Raw genomic sequence first — 18,559 nt, forward strand, 5'->3', positions numbered from 1 at the left:
ACGGTGGCCGCGCACTCCGGAGGTTGGCAAGAATACGGAACGTACAGGTTTCCGACAACGTGCCGGACCGTTGCGCCGCTATTCAGCCACTAATAACCCCTAATTGGGGCAAAAAGAAGACTAGCAGATCATCCGTCCCGATCCTCGCCGTACTCGCCGAACCACCTCGCCAGGCGACCCCGCCGGCTGACCGCCCGCAGCCGGCGCTCCGCCTCGTCCCGCACCCCGGCGGTCGCCACGATCAACAGGCTGTCCCCGGTCTTGAGCCGGGTGTCCGCCCCCGGCACGAAGCCCACCCCGTCGCGCAGCACCAGGGTCACCGACGCGCCCACCGGCAGCCGCAACTCGTCGACGTGCACCCCGGCCAGCCGGGACCCTGCCGGCACCTCCAACTGGAGCAGATCCGCCCGCATCCGCTCCAACGGCGCGGTCTCCACCCGGATCTCCGCCGGCTCGGCCGGGGCGGTCACCCGCAACCGGCGGGCCGCCGGCGCGAGCGTGCCCGCCTGGAGCACCGTGAAGATCACCACCAGCACGAAGACCGCGTCGAACAACCGGTCCGCCCCGGGCACCCGGGCCGACAGCGGAATGGTGGCCAGCACGATCGGCACCGCACCCCGCAGCCCCGCCCAGGACAGGAAGAGCTGCTCACGCAGGCTCACCCGGAACGGCAGCGCCGACACCAGCACCGACAGCGGCCGGGCCAGCAGCAGCAGGGCCAGCCCGGTGACCACCGCCGGCAACAGCGCGGTGTGCAGCCGCTGCGGCGTGGCCAGCAGCCCGAGCAGCACGAACAACCCGATCTGGGCCAGCCAGGCCAGCCCGTCGGCGAATCCCAGGATGGCCTGCCGGTGCGGCAGCCGGGCGTTGCCGAGCAGCACCCCGGCGACGTAGACGGCGAGGAAGCCGGAGGCGTGCAGCACCGCCCCGGCGGCGTACGCCAGCACGGTGAAGCCGACGGCGGCGATCGGGTACAACCCGGAGGAGGGCAGCGCCGCCCGCCGCAGCGCGAACCGGCCGGCCAGCCCGGCGGCCAACCCGACCGCCGCGCCCACCCCGAGCTCGTAGCCGACCAGGAGGACCTCGAACCACCACGGGTGCTCCACCGGCCCGGTGCGCGACAGCAGCACCACCAGGATCACCACCGGGGCGTCGTTCATGCCCGACTCGGCCTCCAGCGCGGCCACCAGCCGGGGCGGCAGCCGCAACCGGCGTAGTGTGGCGAAGACCGCCGCCGCGTCGGTGGAGGAGAGCACCGCGCCGTAGAGCAGGGCCAACCGCCAGTCCAGCCCGAGCAGCAGGTGCACCACCAGGCCCACGACGACGATGCTGACCAGCACCCCGACGGTGGACAACGCGCCGGCCAGCCCGAGCACCGGGCGCAGGGTGCTCCACCGGGCGGTGAGCCCACCCTCCGCGATGATCACGATCAGCGCGCAGAAACCCAACATCCGGGTCAGCTCGGCGTCGTCGAACCGGATGCCCAGCCCGGCCTCACCGATCGCCACCCCGAGCGCCAGATAGACGAGCAGACTCGGCACGCCCAACCGGGTGGAGAACCGCACCGCACCGATCGCCACCAGCAACACGGCCGCCCCGAGGAGCAGGGCCAGATCCAGTCCCGGCGTCACGGGCGCCCCACCCGGGGCGCCGTCACCCGGCCGATCCGTCGCGCAGCCGCCGCAGCAACCCGCTCAGACCGGGCACCGGTCGGTCGACCAGGAAGAGCTTGTCCCGGCTGGCCGCCCCGGTGCGCAGCGCCACCGCCGACGGGCGGACGCCCAGGGCACCGGCCAGCGCCCGCCGGGCCGCCTCGGTGGCCCGGCCGTCCACCGCCGGGGCGGTCACGGCGATCACCAGGGCGGGTCCGTGCGGGCCGGCGAAGCAGCCACCGACGCGGGCCCGGGACGCGCCGGGTTTCACCCGCACCGCGACGGTCAGCGTGTCGTCCGTGGGCATCGACGCCAGCCTCAGCGGGGGTAGGTGTCGGCGAGCAGGGCGGTGTCCGGGTTGCAGAGACCGCACGGGGTGAACCCGAGGGAGATCGCCTCGTCCACCGGCAGCGGCTCGTGTTCCCGTTCGATCAGGTGGGCGCAGGACGGCAGGTGGTAGCGGGGATGCCCGTCGACCACCAGCACCTCGGCGTCGAGTCGGGCCACCCGGGCCGCGTCGGCGGGTGGGACCCGCTGGGCCGGCGGATCCCACGGCGACGCGTCGTCCTCCGGCGGATCCCAGGGTGGCCCGGGGTCGTCCCCGGCCGCCCAGGCCGGGTCGTCCGCCGGGCCCCGGCGGGGGTCGTCCGGGTCGGGTCGGGCGGGGTCGGTGGGGGCACGGTCGGCCGGCGGGGAGGCGTGGTCCGGCCCCGAGGCGGAGGGCACGACGACGGGGTCCCACGGGGCCTCCGCGTCGGGCTCCCAGGCACCGGCGTCGGGGCGGGTGGCCGCGCCGACGGGGTCGCCGGCCACCGGCTGGCCGGGTGGTTGCCGCCACCCGGCGCCACCGGTGCCGAACGTCGTCGGGGGGTACGTCGTCGGTTCGTCCGACGGCGCGGTCGTGGGCGGCGGGGCGGTCGGACGGGACTCCGTCGCGCTCCGACCGCGCGCCTCGGCCCGTTCCGCCGCCCTCGCCCTGGTCACGGCTGCCTGGCGGGCACCGGCCACCAGGGCGACGGCAGCCAGCAGACTGGCCGCGATGGAGCTGGTCAACAGGGTGCTGGAGCCGTCGACGAGACCGAACACCAGCAGGACCACGGCGACGAAGATGAGCAGGAGACTGGCGACTAGCACGGGCTCACCCCCGCAGCGTCGTGGGTCGTGGTGGGTCGGCGACCGTCGGGGGACGGTCGCCGACCGGGGATCAGCGGCCCGCTTCGAGGGCGCCGGAGCGACCGCCACCGTACGAGCCGGCGAGGCCCGCTGCGGCCAGACCGTTGCCACCGACGGCACGGGTGCCCTCGGCGCGGGTCATCTCGGCTTCGAGGCCCTGGCCCCGACCGTCGAGGTCCCGCAGCTGGCTCTCCAGGTAGGCCTTGAGCCGGGTGCGGTACTCGCGCTCGAACTGCTTGAGCTCCTCGATGTGCTTCTGCAACGCGGTCCGCTTGGCGTCCAGGCCCCCCATGGCCTCCTGGTGCCGCTGACGGGCGTCGCGCTCCAGCGCGTCGGCCTTGGCCCGCGCCTCGCGGGTGACCTCCTCGGCCTTGGAGCGGGCCTCGGAGAGCAGCTGGTCGGCTTCCCGACGGGCGTCGGAGACGTGGTCGTCGGCGGTGCGCTGGGCCATCATCAGCACCCGCAGCGCCTGCTGCTCGCCGTCGCCGCCGACGGCCGGACCGCCGGTCGTGCGGACCTGCTCCAGCTCCGCCTGCATCGCGCGGGCGGCCTGCTCGGCGGCGGCCTTGTCGCGCTGCACCCGGTCGAGCTGGGCCTTGACGTCGTTGAGCTCCGCCGCGAGCCGGGCGTCGCCACCGGGGCCGGCAGGGGCCCCGCCACGACCGCCGCGCTCCACCTGCGCGCGCAGCTCGTTGTTCTCCTCGATCAGACGGGCCAGCTCACGCTCGACCTCGTCCAGGAAGGCGTCGACCTCCTCCTCGTCGTACCCCCGCTTGCCGATCGGCGGCTTTTTAAAGGCGACGTTGTGCACGTCGGCCGGTGTCAGCGGCATCGAAACTCCTCGGGTCAGTTGCGGCCGCGAAAGCGCGCGCTGGTCAGGAGAAGTTCCTGATCAGCGGATCTAACACAAACCTCATCAGCACGAACAGGATAACCAGGAGCACAAGGGAGGCCAGGTCGATGCTCACGGTACCAATTCGCAGTGGGGGGATCACCCGCCTCAACGCCTTGAGAGGCGGATCAGTGACGCTCCACACGGACTCAAGTCCGGCGGACGCGCCACGCCCCGGTTGCCACCGACGACCGTACTGGAGGACTGCACCGAGAACGAATCGGGCCAACAGCACAATAAGAAAGAGGTACACAATCAGGTACAAGAGTTGGAACATGATCGACAACACAGCAGACGACGTCCCTCGGTCGGGTGGACTTAGCTCAGGGAGAAGAAGCCACCCTCAGCGATCTTGGCCTTGTCCTCCGCGGTGACCTGGACGTTGGCCGGTGAGAGCAGGAACACCCGGTTGGTCACGCGCTCGATCGTACCGCGCAGCCCGAACGCCAGCCCGGCGGCGAAGTCCACCAGCCGGCGGGCGTCGGCCTCGTCCATCTCGGTGAGATTGATGATCACCGGGACGCCGTCGCGGAAGTGCTCGCCGATGGTCCGCGCCTCGCGGTACGTCGTCGGGTGCAGGGTGGTGATCTGGTAGCGCTGCTCCTCCTCGGCCACCACCGGCCGCTCCCGCGGCGACGCCTGCGGCGCCAGGGCGAGATTGTCCCGGGTGTGGTAGCTCAGCGCGCCCGAGGACTCCGACCCACCCGACCTGGTGATCGACCGGACGCTCGCCCGTTCCGACCGTTCGGCCCGCTCCGACCGTTCGGCCCGCTCGTCGTCGGCGCGGTCGGCCTCGGCCAGTCGGCTGGACCGGTCCGTCAGCCGACCCCGGTCACCGAGGCGCGGACGCGGTGCCGGCGGCTCCTCCGCGTCGTCCTCGTCGTCGTCGTCGGCGAACTCCTCGGCGTACCGGCTCGACCGGTACCGCGACTCGCGGTAGCCGGGCTTGTCGTAGCCCTCGTCGTAGCCCCGCTCGTCATCCTCCTCGACGAGACCGAGCCAGACCCCCGCCTTGCGCAGTGCACCCATCCCGCGCCCTTCCGTCCGCCGTGCGGCACGCACCCCCGTGCCGTGTCGCCATGATCGCGAATGGACTTCCATGCCCACCGGATCGAAGTGGCAATCCCTCGACGCGCGATTCGCGGCTCGCCCGTCGTGGCCCCCGACCTGGGGACGCCGCTCCTGAACAACACTGATGTAATTTGCTTCTATCGCGGTCAGGCTACCGCAGCGTGGTACGCATTCCGAGCAACGCGCTGCCGACGCGGACATGTGTCGCGCCGTGTCCGATGGCCACCTCCAGGTCACCGCTCATCCCGGCGGAGAGCGCCGTCGCCCCCGGATGGTCGGTCCGGAACCCCGCCGCCACCTCGGCCAACCGGGCGAACGCCCGCTCCGGTTCCCAGCCCAGCGGCGCCACCGCCATCAGCCCGGCCAGTCGCAGCGCCCCCGCCCCGGCCAACGCCCCGGCCACCGCACCGAGCCCCCGGTCGGCGTCCATGGCACCCGGCAGGGCACCCCCTCGGGCCGGATCGCCGTCGATGCTGACCTGGACCAACGTCTCCAACGGACGGTCCCGGCCGGACTCCGCGGCGGTGGCCAGCGCGCGGGCCAACCGGACACTGTCCACGGAGTGGACCACATCGGCGTACCGGACCACCGAACGGGCCTTGTTGCGTTGCAGTTGGCCGATGAAGTGCCACCGGGCGGCCACCCCCGCCGCCGCCACCTCGGCCGCCTTCGGTGCCGCCTCCTGGTCCCGGTTCTCCCCCAGGTCGGTGACCCCAAGCCCGGCCAGCGCGACCGCGTCGGCGGCCGGGTACGTCTTGGTCACCGCGATCATGGTCACCCCGGCCGGGTCCCGGCCGGCGGCGGCGCAGGCGTCGGCGATCCGGGCCCGCACCACGGCCAAGCCGGCCGCGAGCGCGGCCCGGCGGTCCGCACCCACCGGATCGGACGCGGCGGTCATCGGCCGGACCGCCCGGTCACCGGCGGGGTGGCCCGGCCGCCCCGGGACCCGTCCGGCGTCGTCGGGGTGGCGTGCCCGCCTGCGGGACTGCCCGTCATCAACGGGCTCAGGAACCGTTCTTGAGGAAGTCGGGCACGTCGACGTCGTCGAAGAGCACCCGGCGCGGCGACTGCTGCGGCGGCATGGTGGCCGGCGCGGTGACCACCGGGGCCTGTGGCGTCGGCTGGTTCTGGTTGCTCTTGCGCGGCGACTCGGACGCCTTGTACGCCGGCGTACCACCGTCGAAACCGGCGGCGATCACGGTGACCCGCACCTCGTCGCCGAGCGCGTCGTCGATGACCGCACCGAAGATGATGTTGGCGTCCGGGTGGGCCGCGTCGGTGACCAGCTGCGCGGCGTCGTTGATCTCGAACAGGCCCAGGTCGGAGCCACCGGCGATGGACAACAGCACGCCCCGCGCACCGTCCATGCTCTGCTCCAGCAGCGGGCTGGAGATGGCCGCCTCGGCCGCCTCCACCGCCCGGTTCTCCCCCCGGGCGCTGCCGATGCCCATCAGCGCGCTGCCCGCCCCGCTCATCACGCTCTTGACGTCGGCGAAGTCCAGGTTGATCAGGCCCGGGGTGGTGATCAGGTCGGTGATGCCCTGGACACCGGAGAGCAGCACCTGGTCGGCGGTGCGGAAGGCGTCCATCATGCTGATGCCCCGGTCGCCCAGGGCCAGCAGCCGGTCGTTGGGGATGACGATCAGCGTGTCGCACTGGTTGCGCAGTTCGTCTATTCCCGCCTCGGCCTGCACCTGGCGGCGCTTGCCCTCGAAGGAGAACGGCCGGGTCACCACGCCGATCGTCAACGCGCCGAGCTTGCGGGCGATGTTGGCCACCACCGGCGCCCCGCCGGTGCCGGTGCCGCCGCCCTCACCGCAGGTGACGAAGACCATGTCGGCGCCCTTGAGCACCTCCTCGATCTCGTCGCGGTGATCCTCGGCGGCGTTCTTGCCGACGTCCGGGTTGGCGCCCGCGCCGAGTCCCCGGGTCAGCTCCCGGCCGACGTCGAGCTTGACGTCGGCGTCACTCATCAGCAGCGCCTGCGCGTCGGTGTTGATCGCGATGAACTCGACGCCCTTGAGCCCAACCTCGATCATCCGGTTGACGGCGTTGACGCCGCCGCCGCCGATGCCGACGACCTTGATGACCGCCAGGTAGTTGTGCGGAGGTGTCATCTCCGGTCCTTTCCGTTCGAGATTGGCTCGCACCGCCCCGGTACGGCGTGGCTCAGACCGGTGGTCGGCGAGCTGTCACCAGCGAGGATCAGAGGTGAACTCTAACCCTCTACTAGAGGGTTAGAGTTATGTCAACCACTGATCCTCTTCGGGGCAACGTAAGCGCCCCCACGCCGAGAGCCAAGGACCCCACCGGCGTGTCGCCGTCGCGAGAGTAACGACTCACGTTCGACACGGGCCTCACCGGAAGGTCACCACGTCAGGAGCGCTCACGTCGATCGTGTCGGCCTTACGACCCAGCAACGCCGTCGCCACCCGCGCCTTCTCCTCGCCCCGGGTCGCGTCGCCCCAGACCACCGTCCGCTCGTCACGCAGGGTCAGCCCGATCCGGGCCAACCCCTCGACGGTCACCTCGACCAGAGCGGCCCGCAACGCCGGGGTGAGCACGGTCAGCACCTGCAACGCCGCCCGGGTGCCCGGATCGTCCGGCCCCGGATCGGCCAGCCGCACCAGCGGCAACCCCGCCGGGGGCCGGGGCACCGTCCGGAACACCACCCCGCTGCGGTCCAGCACCACGAACTGGTCGTCCCGGGGCACCACCGCCACCCCGGTCCGCTCCACCACCGTCACCACCAGGGTGTCCGGCCAGTCCCGGCGTACGGTGGCCCGCTCGACGGGGGCCAACCCGCCGATCCGCCGGGCCGTCGCGGCCAGGTCCACCCGGGCCAGCGGCGCCCCGTCCGGCACCGCCGCCGCGTCGCGCACCTCGACCGGGGTGACCAGCCGGGCCCCCTCCACCCGGACCTCGCGCACCCCGAACAGGCCGGAGCCGAGCATCGCCCAGGCCACCAGGCCGGCCAGCACCAGCACCCCGGCGACCACCGCCCAGGGCAGGGCGGCCCGCATCCGCCGCTGCCGGGCCCGCGCCATGAACCGCCGGGTGGACGGCGGGACCGCATCGCTACCGGCCCGCACGAGCTGCCAACGCCGTGCCGGACCACGCCGGGAACCACCACCGTCCGCGCCCGCGGGACGGCCCCGCGCCGGCCCCGGACTCATCCGGTGGTGGAGACCGTGCCGTCCGGGCCGACGACCGGGCCCGGGGCGACCGGTTCGGCGACCCCGCCGGCCCGGACGGTCAACGCGTCGAGCAGCTGGTCGCCCAGCAGGGAGATCGGCGGGGCACCCATCGTCACCACCACGTCACCGGGGCGGGCCCGCCGGGCCACCTCCACCGGCGCGTCGTCGAACGAGTCCACGAAGACCTTGTGCGCGGCGTCCAACGGCACCGCCGCCAGCAACGCCGCCGACCCCTCGCCCGGCTGCCGCAGCTCACCGGGGCCGAAGACCTCCAGCAGCACCAGCTCGTCGGCGATGCCCAGGGCGGCGGCGATCTCCGCCTGGAGGTCCCGGGTGCGGTAGAGCCGGTACGGCTGGAACACCACGATCAGCCGGCCGTCACCGGCGACCTCGCGCAGCGTCTGCAGGGCCAGGGTCATCGAGGTCGGGTGGTAGGCGTACTCGTCGTAGACCAGCACACCGTCGGCGACGCCCTTGCGTTCGAAACGGCGGCGTACCCCCGGGAACGCGGCCAGCGCCGCCTCCGCCGCCGCCACCGGCAGGCCGAGCAGGTGGGCGGCGAGCACCGCCGCAGCACTGTTGAGCCCCATGTGCCGCCCCGGCACCGGCAGCCGGATCTCGCCCAACGACCGGCCGTCGAGCGCGGCCAGGTACCGCACCCCCTGGGCGGACGAGGCCATCTCGGACAACCGCAGGTCGGCGTCGGCCGCCTCGCCGTACGTCCAGACCCGCCGCCCCTCGGCGCGCAGCGTCTCGGCCAACCGCCGGCCGCCCGGGTCGTCGGCGCAGGTGATGACGAACCCGGCCGGGTCGGTGAGCCGGGCGAACTCGGCGAACGCCGCCTCCAGGGTGGCCAGGTCGCCGTAGGTGTTCAGGTGGTCGGCCTCGACGTTGGTGATGATCGACACGTACGGGCGGTAGATCAGGAACGACCTGTCGCTCTCGTCCGCCTCGACCACGAAGTGCTCGCCGGTGCCGTGGTGCGCGCCCGAGCCGACCTCGGAGATCTCCCCGCCGATGACGAAGGACGGGTCGACGCCGGCCTGCTGGAGCACCATGGTCACCATCGAGGTGGTGGTGGTCTTGCCGTGGGTGCCGGCCACCGCGACGGTACGCCGGCCGGTCATCGCCGCCGCCAGCGCCTCGGAGCGGTGCAGCACCCGCAGCCCGCGCCGCCGCGCCTCGACCATCTCCAGGTGGTCCTGCGGAATCGCCGAGGAGTAGACCACGGTGTCCACCCCGTCGAGGTTGGCCGCCTCGTGGCTCATGTGGATGGTGCCGCCCAGCGCCCGCATCCCGGCCAGCGACGGCCACTCGCGCAGTTCGCTGCCGGAGACCGGCAGGCCCCGGGTGAGGAAGAGCCGGGCCAGGCCGCTCATGCCGACCCCACCCACCCCGATCAGGTGGATCCGGCCCAGGTCCTCCGCGGTGAGCGTGCCGGCCGGGGTGAACTGCGCGGTGTTCATGCCAGGTACCTTCCCGTCGCGGTGGACCGGCTCACCGGGCCACCGCCTCGTAGACGAAGTTGAGCAGGGCCACGTCGCCGTCGCGGCGGCCGTACGCGGCGGCGGCGTGGCTCATCGCGGACAGCCGCTGCGGGTCGCGCAGCAGGGGCAGCACGGTGCGCTCCAGCCAGTCCGGGGTCAGCTCGGCGTCGTCGACGAGCAGCCCACCGCCGGCCTCCACCACGGGCAGCGCGTTGCGCTTCTGCTCCTGGTTGGAGTGCGGGTACGGCACGTAGATGGTGGGCAGCCCGATGGCGGCCACCTCGGCGCAGGTCATCGCCCCGCCCCGGGCCAGCATCAGGTCGGCGGCGGCGTAGCCCAGCTCCATCTCGGACAGGTAGGGCAGCGCCACGTACGGCACCGGCAGGTCGGTGGGGACCGGCACCGGTTCGTTGCGGGCACCCATCACGTGCAGCACCTGCACCCCGTTGCGGGACAGTTCCTTGGCCGCGCCGGAGACCGCCAGGTTGATCGACCGGGCACCCTGGGAGCCGCCGGCGACGAAGAGCACCGGCAGGTCGGGGCGGAGTCCGAAGTGGGCGCGGGCGGCGGCCCGCATGGCGAAGCGGTCCAGCCCGGCGATGCCCCGGCGCAGCGGCACCCCGACCACCCGGGCGTCGCGCAGCGCCTCCGCCTGGGCCGGCTGGTGCGGGAATCCGACGGCGATGTTCTTGGTGAACTTCATGCCGAGCCGGTTGGCCACCCCCGGCGGGACGTTCACCTCGTGGATGACGATCGGCATCTCGCGCCGCCACGCGGCCAGGTAGCCGGGGACGGAGACGTACCCGCCGAAGCCGACGACCACGTCGGCGGCGACCTCGTCGATCACCTTGCCGGCGGCGCGGGCCGCCTTCCACATCCGGTCCGGGGTGCGCACCAGCCCCATGTTGACCGAGCGGGGCAGCTGGTAGGCGGGGATCTGCCGCAGGTCGTAGCCGGCCGGCGGGATCAGCTCGTTCTCCAGGCCCTTGGGGGTGCCGAGGCAGGTGATCCGGACGCCCGGGTCGTGTCGGCGCAGGCAGTCGGCGAAGGCGAGCAGCGGGTAGATGTGCCCACCGGTGCCCCCTCCACAGAGCACCACCGAACGCAGCGGACCCATCAGCGTCTCCTCTCGCTCGCCGGCCCGCCGCGGGTCCGGTCCTGCCGGACGCCGCGCGGTACGGCCTGATCGTCGGGTCGCCGCCCGCGCGCCCGGGGTACGGACCCCGGGGCAGCCGGTGGCGACGCCGGTCGGCTCCGCGCACCGGGAAGCGGCGGCAACGGGGCCCAGACTAGTCGGACCCATCGGGCGGGCGGACGGGCGTGCAGGGCTCGGGCGGCGTCGGGTTCGGCGCGGGCGAAGGAGGCGAGCATGCCGACCGCGGCCAGGGTGACGACCAGGGCGCTGCCGCCGTCGGAGATGAACGGCAGCGGCACCCCGGTCAGCGGCAGCAGCTTGGTCACCCCACCGATGTTGATCACGGCCTGGCCGGTCAGCCAGGCGGTGACGGCGGTGGCGGCGAGCCGGCGGAACGGGTCGGCGACCCGGCGGGCGATCCGCAGCCCGGTGTAGGCCAGCACGGCGAAGAGCACCAGGATGACGGTGCAGCCGACCACGCCCAGCTCCTCGGCGATGACGGCGAAGATGAAGTCGTTGTGGGCGGCCGGCAGCCAGCCGAACTTGAGGCTGCTCTTGCCCAGCCCGACGCCGAACCAGCCGCCGTGTTCGATGGCGTTGCGGGCCTGGACCATCTGCCAGCAGGCGTCCTCGACGCACTTGGCCGGGTCGGGCGTGTCGAGGAACGAGGTGAGCCGGGCCAGCCGGTAGTTCTCCTGGCCACGCGCCCCGGAGCCGGCGCCGAGGGAGGCCACCGCGACGAGCAGGCCGACGCCGGCCAGGCCGACGGCGGAGAGGGCGGCGAAGACCCGCAGCCGCACCCCGGCCGCCCAGAGCAGCCCGACCACGATGGCCAGCAGGCAGAGCATGCTGCCCAGGTCGTTGTAGCCGACCAGCACGAAGAGCAGGCCGACGACGGGGAACAGCGGGGTGGCCAACTCCTTCCACCAGCCCAGCGCGGCGCCCTTGCGGGCCACCACGTGCGCGCCCCACAGCACCAGCGCCAGTTTGGCCAGCTCGGCGGGCTGCACCTGGATCGGCCCGAGATAGAGCCAGAGCAGGTTGGCCTGCAGCGGCCCCAGCGACTTCAGCCCGAACAGCGCGTTGAGCGCCACCAGCAGGTTGAGCACCAGCAGCAGCACCACGGCCCCGCCGAGCAGCGGCCGGCCCAGCGAGCGGAAGGTGCTGGCCGGCAGCCGCTGGCAGGCCCAGAACGCGACGATGCCGATCACCGCGAAGATGGCCTGTTTGGTCACCGAGGCGGCGGCGTCGCCGGCCTCGGCGTAGTCGCGCACGCTTGTCGCCGAGAAGACCATGGTCAGGCCGATCAGCAGCAGCAGGCCGGCGCTGGACAGCAGCAGGTAGTAGGAGGCCAGCGGGCGGGCCAGCAGGCCGCGCAGCGCCGCCAGGCCGCCGGCCGGTCCCAGCCCGGACAGCACCGGGGGCGGATCGGCGGTACGCCCCGCGCCCGCGACCCGCCGTGGCTGGGTCTGCGCCGTCGTGCCGGTGCTGGTGCCTCGGTCCTCCCCCACCCGCCCATCATCGCCGCTGCGGGCGGCCGGTTCCGGCCGTTCCCCCCGGTCGGCGTGTCGAAATGCGCGACGGGGGCCCCTCCGGTAGGAGGAACCCCCGTCCGCCGGTGGTCCGGCGGCGGCCCGGCGCGGACGGAACCGGCGCGCGGGCCGGTACCGGCCCGGAACGCGATCAGCCCATGCTGGCGAGGAAGTCGCTGTAGAACAGGCCCAGCGCGATGGCCACCCCGATGCCCGCGATGATCCAGAACCGGACCACGATGTTGACCTCGCTCCAGCCGGCCAACTCGAAGTGGTGCTGCAGCGGGGACATCCGGAACACCCGCTTGCCGGTGGTGCGGAACGAGATGATCTGGATCACCACGGACATCGTGATGATCACGAACAGCCCGCCGAGGATCGGCAGCAGCAGCACGGTACGGGTGGACATCGCCATCCCGGCGATCAGCCCGCCCAGGCCCAGCGCGCCGGTGTCGCCCATGAAGATCCGGGCCGGCGAGGTGTTCCACCACAGGAAGCCCACGCACGCCCCGGCCGCCGCCCCGGCGATCAGCGCGATCTCCAACGGGTCCCGGACGGCATAGCAGTAGTTGTCCGGGTTGGCGGTGTACGTCGGGTCGGCGCACCAGTGCCGGTACTGCCAGAACGCGATCAGCGCGTACGCGGCCAGCACCATCACCGAGGCGCCGGTGGCCAGCCCGTCCAGCCCATCGGTGAGGTTGACCCCGTTGGTCGCCGCCATCACCACCATGATGATCACGATCACCGAGGCGACCTTGCCGATCTCCAGGGCCGGGATGTCCCGGATGAAGCTCAGCGTGGTGCTGCCCACGGTCTCGGTGTTGGTCGTCGCGCCGCTGGCGTCGGTCATGCTGCTCGGGAAGTACAGCGCGACCACCCCGAAGACCGCGCCGACCAGGATCTGCCCGAACAGCTTGCCGCGCTTGTTGAGCCCGCCGCTGTGCCGCTTGCGCACCTTGAGGAAGTCGTCGATGAAGCCGACCGCGCCGGAGAAGACCATCAGCCCCAGCAGCACCAGGGCGGTGATGGTCGGCTCGACCTGGGCGATCTGCGCGTCCGGCAGGGTGGTCAGGGCGAGGTGGCCGGCGACGTACGCGATGACCGTGGCCAGGATGAACACCACGCCGCCCATCGTCGGCGTGCCCTTCTTGCCCTCGTTGCTGGCCAGCCCGAGGTTCGATCGGATCGGCTGGCCGGCCTTGAGCCGGGCGAACACCTTGATCGCCAGCGGGGTGGCCAGCAGCGACACCAGGAACGCCACGCCGATGGCGACGATGACCGCCCTCACGCGGCACCCCCCGCGCCGGGCCCGTCAACCTGGGCGTCGGCCCGCAGGGCGTCGACGACCTCCCAGGTGCGGTACCGGGAGCCCTTCACCAGGACGACGTCGCCCGGTCGTAGCTCGCTGCGCAGCACCTCGACGGCCGCCGCCTGATCGGTGAGCAGCACCGACTCTCCTCCCCAGTCACTTACCGCTGTCGCGCCCTCGTGGATCGGCGCGGCCGGCTCACCCACCACGAGCAGCCGGTCGACACCGAGTTCGGCCGCGAGCCGGCCGACCTCCCGGTGCCCCTCGTCCTCGTACGCGCCCAGCTCGGCCATGTAGCCCAGCGCGGCGAACGTCCGCCCGCCCCGGTGCATCCCGGCCAGCGCCCGCAGCGCCACCGCCATCGAGGCCGGGTTGGCGTTGTACGAGTCGTCGATCACGGTCACCCCGTCGGGACGGGTGAAGACGTCCATCCGGCGGCTGGAGACCAACCCCAGGTCGCCCAGGGCCGCCGCCAGCTCGGCCAGCGGCATGCCCAGCTCCCGGGCCACCGCCGCCGCGGCGAGCGAGTTGGAGACCTGGTGCCGGCCGGTCAGGCCGAGCCGCACCGGGGCCGTCCCCTCCGGGGTGACCAGGGTGTACGCCGGCCGGCCCCGCTCGTCCAGGGTGACGTCGACCGCGCGGACGTCGGCGTCGGCGGACTCGCCGTAGCGGACCACCCGGGCGGCGGTGCGGGACGCCATCGCGGCGACCAGCGGGTCGTCGGCGTTGAGCACGGCCAGCCCGTCGGCCGGCAGCGCCTCCACCAGCTCCCCCTTGGCCAGGGCGATGTTCTCCACCGAACCGAACTCGCCCAGGTGCGCCACCCCGACGTTGAGCACCACCGAGACCTGCGGCGGCACCACGTCACAGAGGTAGCGGACGTGTCCCACGCCCCGGGCGCCCTTCTCCATCACCAGGTACCGGGTCTGCGCGGTGGCCTGCAACGCGGTGTACGGGTGCCCCAGCTCGTTGTTGAACGACCCGGGCGGGGCGACCGTCGGGCCGAGCCGCACGGCGAGCTGCGCGATCAGGTCCTTGGTGGTGGTCTTGCCCGAGGAACCGGTCAACCCGATCACGGTGAGCCCGGGCAGCCGGTCCACCACCGTGCGGGCCAGCCGGCCCAGCGCGGCCAGCGCGTCGTCCACCAGCACCATCGGCACCCCGGGCAGCTCCCGGGTGCCGAGCACCGCCACCGCACCGGCGGCGACCGCACCGGCGGCGTAGTCGTGCCCGTCGACCCGCTCACCGGGGAAGGCGACGAAGAGCGCCCCGGCGGCGACCTTGCGGGAGTCGAACTCGACCGGACCGGTGACCACGGTGGCCGGGTCGGCGGCGTGCAGCCGGCCACCGACCGCCGTGGCGACCTCGGCCAGGCTCAGCGGGATCACCGGCGACCCGCCAGGTCGCCGAAGCGGACGCGCAGCGCCTCCGCCAGCTCGGTGCGGTCGTCGAACGGGTGCACCTCGCCGGCGATCTCCTGACCGCGTTCGTGTCCCTTGCCGAGCAGCGCCACCACGTCGCCCGGTTCGGCCAGCCGCACCGCCTCGGCGATCGCCTCCCGCCGGCCCGGCACCTCGACGATCCGGGCGGCGGCGTCGGCGGCGTACGCCCCGGCCAGCACCTCGGCCCGGATCGTCGCCGGGTCCTCGGTGCGCGGGTTGTCGTCGGTCACCAGCACCACGTCGGCACCGCGGGCGGCGGCGGCACCCATCACCGGCCGCTTGCCCCGGTCCCGGTCACCACCGGCGCCGATGACGCAGATCAACCGGCCGGTGCCGGTGTCGCGCAACGCGACCAGGGCCGCCACCACGGCGTCGGTCTTGTGCGCGTAGTCGACCACGCCGCGCACCGGCGCGTCCCCGCTGACCAGTTCCAGCCGGCCGGGCACCCCGCCGCAGGCGGCCACCCCGGCGACGGCGGTCGCCGGGTCGACTCCGGCGGCGACCAGGCAGGCGACGGCGAGCAGCGCGTTGGCCACGTTGTGCCGGCCGGGCAGCGCCACCCCGGCGGGCAGGGCCAGGTCGTCCGGGCCGTGGGCGGTGAACCGCTGGGCGTAGCCCTCGCCGCCGACCCGGTCGGCCCACCAGGTGGCGGTCGGGTCGCCGGCCGCCGAGTAGCTGACCGTGGCCGGGCGGAACAGCGGACGCAGGGCCGGGTCGTCGTGGTTGAGCACCTCGACCCGGCAGCGCCCGTCGAACAGTTTCGCCTTGGCGGCGAAGTAGTCGGCCGAGTCGGCGTGGAAGTCGAGGTGGTCGGAGCCGAAGTTGGTGTAGCCGCCGACGGTGAACCGGACCCCGCCGACCCGGCCCATCGCCAGCGCGTGACTGGACACCTCCATGACCACCGCGGTCACCCCACGCTCCCGCGCGGCGGCGAGCAGCGCGTGCAGGTCGGTGGCCTCCGGGGTGGTCCGGACGCTGTCGATCACCAGGTCACCCAACCGGGTCTCCACCGTGCCGATCAGGCCGGTGACGTGACCGGCGGCGCGCAGCCCCGACTCGATCAGGTAGGCGGTGGAGGTCTTGCCGGCGGTGCCGGTCACCCCGATCACGGTCAGCCCGTCGGTCGGGTCGCCGTAGACCGCGGCGGCCAGCTCACCCAGCACCGCCCGGGGGTCGGGCGTCACCAGCACGGGCAGCCCGGTCGCGCCGGCCGCCGCCGCACCGGACGGGTCGGTCAGCACGGCCACCGCGCCGGCCGTGGCGGCGGCGGCGGCGAACTCCGCGCCGTGCCGACGGGCACCGGGCAGCGCGGCGTACAGGTCGCCGGGGCGGACCTCCTGGCTGGCGTGGGTCACCCCGGTCACGACCAGCGCGGCGGCGTCGGCCGGCGGCGTCACGGCGAGCCGGTCGGCGAGGTCGCCGAGCCGGACTCCGGGCACGGTACGGGGGCGTGGATTGCCGGGCACGGCGTCAGACCCTACCCGGTCGTCCGGTTCCGGCCGCACAGCCGCCCCGGTGGTTCGTCGGCACTCACCGATGATGTCCCGCCGTTCCCGGTCAGCGCGGAAAGACCTCGAAGTTAGGAGATTTCCCGCGCGACGGCGGGACCCGGTAGTGACGCAGCGTGAAGCCCATCATCTCGCGGAACGCCGGGGCGACGACCGCGCCGCCACCGCCCTCGGGGTTCCACACGAAGACCGCCACCACGTACCGGGGTGCTTCGGCGGGGGCCATCCCGATGAACGAGCCGACCTCGCCGGGTTGCTGCTTGCCGTTGACGTAGCGCAGCCCGGTGCCGGTCTTGCCGGCGATCCGGTAGCCGGGCACGGCGGCGGCCAGGCCGGTCGCGCCGTCGACGGTGGTGACCGCCTCCAGCAGGGTACGCAGCGCGGCGGCGTTGCTCGGGCTGAGCACCGAACGGGTGACCGGGGCGGCGGCCGGGGTGCGTTTGCCGTCCGCCCCGACCACCTCCTTGATCAGGTGCGGCTGGACGTAGGTGCCGTCGTTGGCGATCGTGGCGTACGCGGCGGCCATCTGCAGCGGGGTGGCGTCGACGCTGTGCCCGATCGGCACCGAGCCGTAGGACGAGCCGCTCCACTGGTCGGCCGGGAGCAGCCGCCCGGACGCCTCGCCGGGCATCCCCTCGCCGGTGGGCTGCCCCAACCCGAACCGCTTCTGGTAGTCGATCAGCCGGTCCGGGCCGAGCCGGTCGCCGATCTCGATGGTGCCGACGTTTGACGAGTAGGCAAGCATCCCGGCCACGCTCAACTTCTTGCCCTCGGCCGGGTGGGTGTCGCGGAAGGTCACCCCGCCCCGGGTGACGGTGTTGGCGACCGGCCAGGCGCTGTCCGGGGTGATGACGCCCTCCTGCAACGCCGCGCCGTAGGTGATCGCCTTGTGCACCGAACCCGGGTCGACCACGAAACTGGTGGCCGCGTCCTCCCGGTCGGTGGGCCGGCTCTGCTCCGGTGACGCCGCGTTGTAGGTCGGGTTGCTCGCCTGGGCCAGCACCTCACTGGTCTTGACGTCGAGCACCACGGCCGCGCCGATCGCGCCCCGGGTCTGCGCCATCTGCCGGCTGAGGATCTGCTGCACCTGGAACTGGAGGTCCCGGTCGGTGGTGAGCACCAGCGAGCTGCCCGGCCTGGGGGCGGTGGTCTGGCTGTAGCCGCCGGGGATGGGCGCGTCCAGGTCGCCCGCGCCGGCCTCGTAGACCCACCGGCCGTCCTGCCCGCGCAGCACGTCGTCGTAGCGGGCCTCCAGCCCCTCCAGGCCGTCCATGTCCGGGCTGGTGAAGCCGACCAGGTTGGCGGCCAGGTCACCGCCGGGCACCTCGCGGCGCTCGTCACGGTGGGTGCCGATGCCGGCCAGTTCGAGCGCCTCGATCTGCTTGGCCTGGGCGATGTCGACGCCCCGGGCCAGATAACGGAACTGGAGCCCGCCCTGGCGCTTCATCTTCTCGGCCAGCTCGGAGACGGGAATGCCGAGCAGCGGGGAGAGCAGCTTCGCGGTCTCCGTGCGGTCCTTGACCAGGGTGGGGTCGACGAAGACGTACCGCGCCTCGACGCTGCGGGCCAGCGGGGCGCCGTTGCGGTCCTCGATCGACCCGCGCGGAGCCGGCAGTTCGACCCGGCTGAGCCGGTTGCCGACGCCACCGCCGGCGTACGCCGGGGTGTCCACGGCCTGCAGGACGACCAGCCGGATGCCGATCACGGCGAAGACCGCCAGCACGAGCGCGGTGCCCAGCCGCAGCCGGCGTCGCGGTTCGGCCAGCTTCGGCGGGCGACGCGGCTTGCGCACCGGTCGCCGGCCGGCGGGCCGGTCGGTGCGCCGGGGTGCCTCGGTCCGGCGGGGGGCACCCCGGCCGGGTGTGTCGGTGCGGCGCGGGGTGGTGCGGCCGGGGCGGCGGCGTGGCGCGGGCGGATCGGCGAACTCGTCGTCGTCGGGGGCGGCCGTGGCCGGCACGGTCCGGATGACCCCGGTGCGCCCGGTCGGGGCGGCCTCCCGGCGGCCGGCCCGGTTGGCGGCGGCCCGGCCGCCGTCGAGCACCTGGAGGGCGGGCCGGAACGGGTCGCCGGAGCGGCCGGCCCGGGGGGTACGCCGTTGCCCGCCCCGTTCGTCGCTGCTCTCCCGGATGGTCCGCCCCCGGGGGGTGTACGCCCGCGCGTC

Annotated in this window: 16 protein-coding genes; all 16 read right to left on the reverse strand. The window is 73.7% G+C overall.

Features of this window, described 5'->3' with window-relative positions; translation table 11 throughout:
• Positions 1–128: 128 nt before the first annotated feature.
• Complete coding sequence (locus JQN83_RS25650; protein WP_208569723.1) at positions 129–1,631, reverse strand: potassium/proton antiporter; 1,503 nt, start codon at positions 1,629–1,631, stop codon at positions 129–131.
• Positions 1,632–1,653: 22 nt separating this feature from the next.
• On the reverse strand, positions 1,654–1,959 hold the full coding sequence (locus tag JQN83_RS25655; RefSeq protein WP_208569724.1) for a DUF167 domain-containing protein: 306 nt from the start codon (positions 1,957–1,959) through the stop codon (positions 1,654–1,656).
• Positions 1,960–1,970: 11 nt separating this feature from the next.
• Positions 1,971–2,636 carry a hypothetical protein gene (locus JQN83_RS34385; RefSeq protein WP_443674023.1) on the reverse strand — a complete coding sequence of 222 codons (666 nt, stop codon included), beginning with the start codon at positions 2,634–2,636 and terminating at the stop codon, positions 1,971–1,973.
• A 220-nt stretch (positions 2,637–2,856) separates the two neighbouring features.
• A complete protein-coding gene (locus JQN83_RS25665) occupies positions 2,857–3,657 on the reverse strand; it encodes a DivIVA domain-containing protein (protein WP_088643047.1) in 801 nt (266 codons plus the stop codon).
• A 43-nt stretch (positions 3,658–3,700) separates the two neighbouring features.
• Positions 3,701–4,006, reverse strand: coding sequence for a YggT family protein (locus JQN83_RS25670; RefSeq protein ID WP_091237509.1), 306 nt, complete (start codon positions 4,004–4,006; stop codon positions 3,701–3,703).
• Positions 4,007–4,035: 29 nt separating this feature from the next.
• Entirely contained in the window at positions 4,036–4,746 is a 711-nt protein-coding gene (locus tag JQN83_RS25675) for a cell division protein SepF (protein WP_208569726.1), read from the reverse strand.
• Between the two features lie 193 nt (positions 4,747–4,939).
• Complete coding sequence (locus JQN83_RS25680; RefSeq protein ID WP_208569727.1) at positions 4,940–5,686, reverse strand: YggS family pyridoxal phosphate-dependent enzyme; 747 nt, start codon at positions 5,684–5,686, stop codon at positions 4,940–4,942.
• 106 nt (positions 5,687–5,792) lie between these two features.
• The gene (ftsZ, locus tag JQN83_RS25685) at positions 5,793–6,905 is read right to left on the reverse strand and encodes a cell division protein FtsZ (protein WP_208569728.1); all 1,113 of its coding nucleotides are present in this window, start codon (positions 6,903–6,905) and stop codon (positions 5,793–5,795) included.
• Positions 6,906–7,145: 240 nt separating this feature from the next.
• Complete coding sequence (locus JQN83_RS25690) at positions 7,146–7,964, reverse strand: cell division protein FtsQ/DivIB (protein WP_208569729.1); 819 nt, start codon at positions 7,962–7,964, stop codon at positions 7,146–7,148.
• The gene (gene murC, locus JQN83_RS25695; protein WP_244253195.1) at positions 7,961–9,451 is read right to left on the reverse strand and encodes a UDP-N-acetylmuramate--L-alanine ligase; all 1,491 of its coding nucleotides are present in this window, start codon (positions 9,449–9,451) and stop codon (positions 7,961–7,963) included. The genes JQN83_RS25690 and murC overlap by 4 nt, the downstream gene beginning before the upstream one ends.
• A 31-nt stretch (positions 9,452–9,482) precedes the next feature.
• Positions 9,483–10,589, reverse strand: a complete 1,107-nt coding sequence (murG, locus tag JQN83_RS25700) for an undecaprenyldiphospho-muramoylpentapeptide beta-N-acetylglucosaminyltransferase (protein WP_208569730.1) — start codon at positions 10,587–10,589, stop codon at positions 9,483–9,485.
• Complete coding sequence (locus JQN83_RS25705) at positions 10,589–11,995, reverse strand: FtsW/RodA/SpoVE family cell cycle protein (RefSeq protein WP_208569766.1); 1,407 nt, start codon at positions 11,993–11,995, stop codon at positions 10,589–10,591. The genes murG and JQN83_RS25705 overlap by 1 nt, the downstream gene beginning before the upstream one ends.
• Before the next feature lie 295 nt (positions 11,996–12,290).
• The gene (mraY, locus tag JQN83_RS25710; protein ID WP_208569731.1) at positions 12,291–13,427 is read right to left on the reverse strand and encodes a phospho-N-acetylmuramoyl-pentapeptide-transferase; all 1,137 of its coding nucleotides are present in this window, start codon (positions 13,425–13,427) and stop codon (positions 12,291–12,293) included.
• Positions 13,424–14,836 (reverse strand): UDP-N-acetylmuramoyl-tripeptide--D-alanyl-D-alanine ligase, encoded by a 1,413-nt coding sequence (locus JQN83_RS25715; protein WP_208569732.1) that lies wholly within the window; start codon positions 14,834–14,836, stop codon positions 13,424–13,426. Before JQN83_RS25715 ends, mraY begins: the two co-directional genes overlap by 4 nt.
• Complete coding sequence (locus JQN83_RS25720) at positions 14,833–16,395, reverse strand: UDP-N-acetylmuramoyl-L-alanyl-D-glutamate--2,6-diaminopimelate ligase (RefSeq protein WP_208569733.1); 1,563 nt, start codon at positions 16,393–16,395, stop codon at positions 14,833–14,835. Before JQN83_RS25720 ends, JQN83_RS25715 begins: the two co-directional genes overlap by 4 nt.
• 52 nt (positions 16,396–16,447) lie before the next feature.
• Complete coding sequence (locus JQN83_RS25725) at positions 16,448–18,439, reverse strand: peptidoglycan D,D-transpeptidase FtsI family protein (RefSeq protein WP_372444133.1); 1,992 nt, start codon at positions 18,437–18,439, stop codon at positions 16,448–16,450.
• Positions 18,440–18,559 lie beyond the last annotated feature (120 nt).

This window comes from Micromonospora antibiotica (genome assembly GCF_017599305.1).
Lineage (GTDB): Bacteria > Actinomycetota > Actinomycetes > Mycobacteriales > Micromonosporaceae > Micromonospora > Micromonospora antibiotica.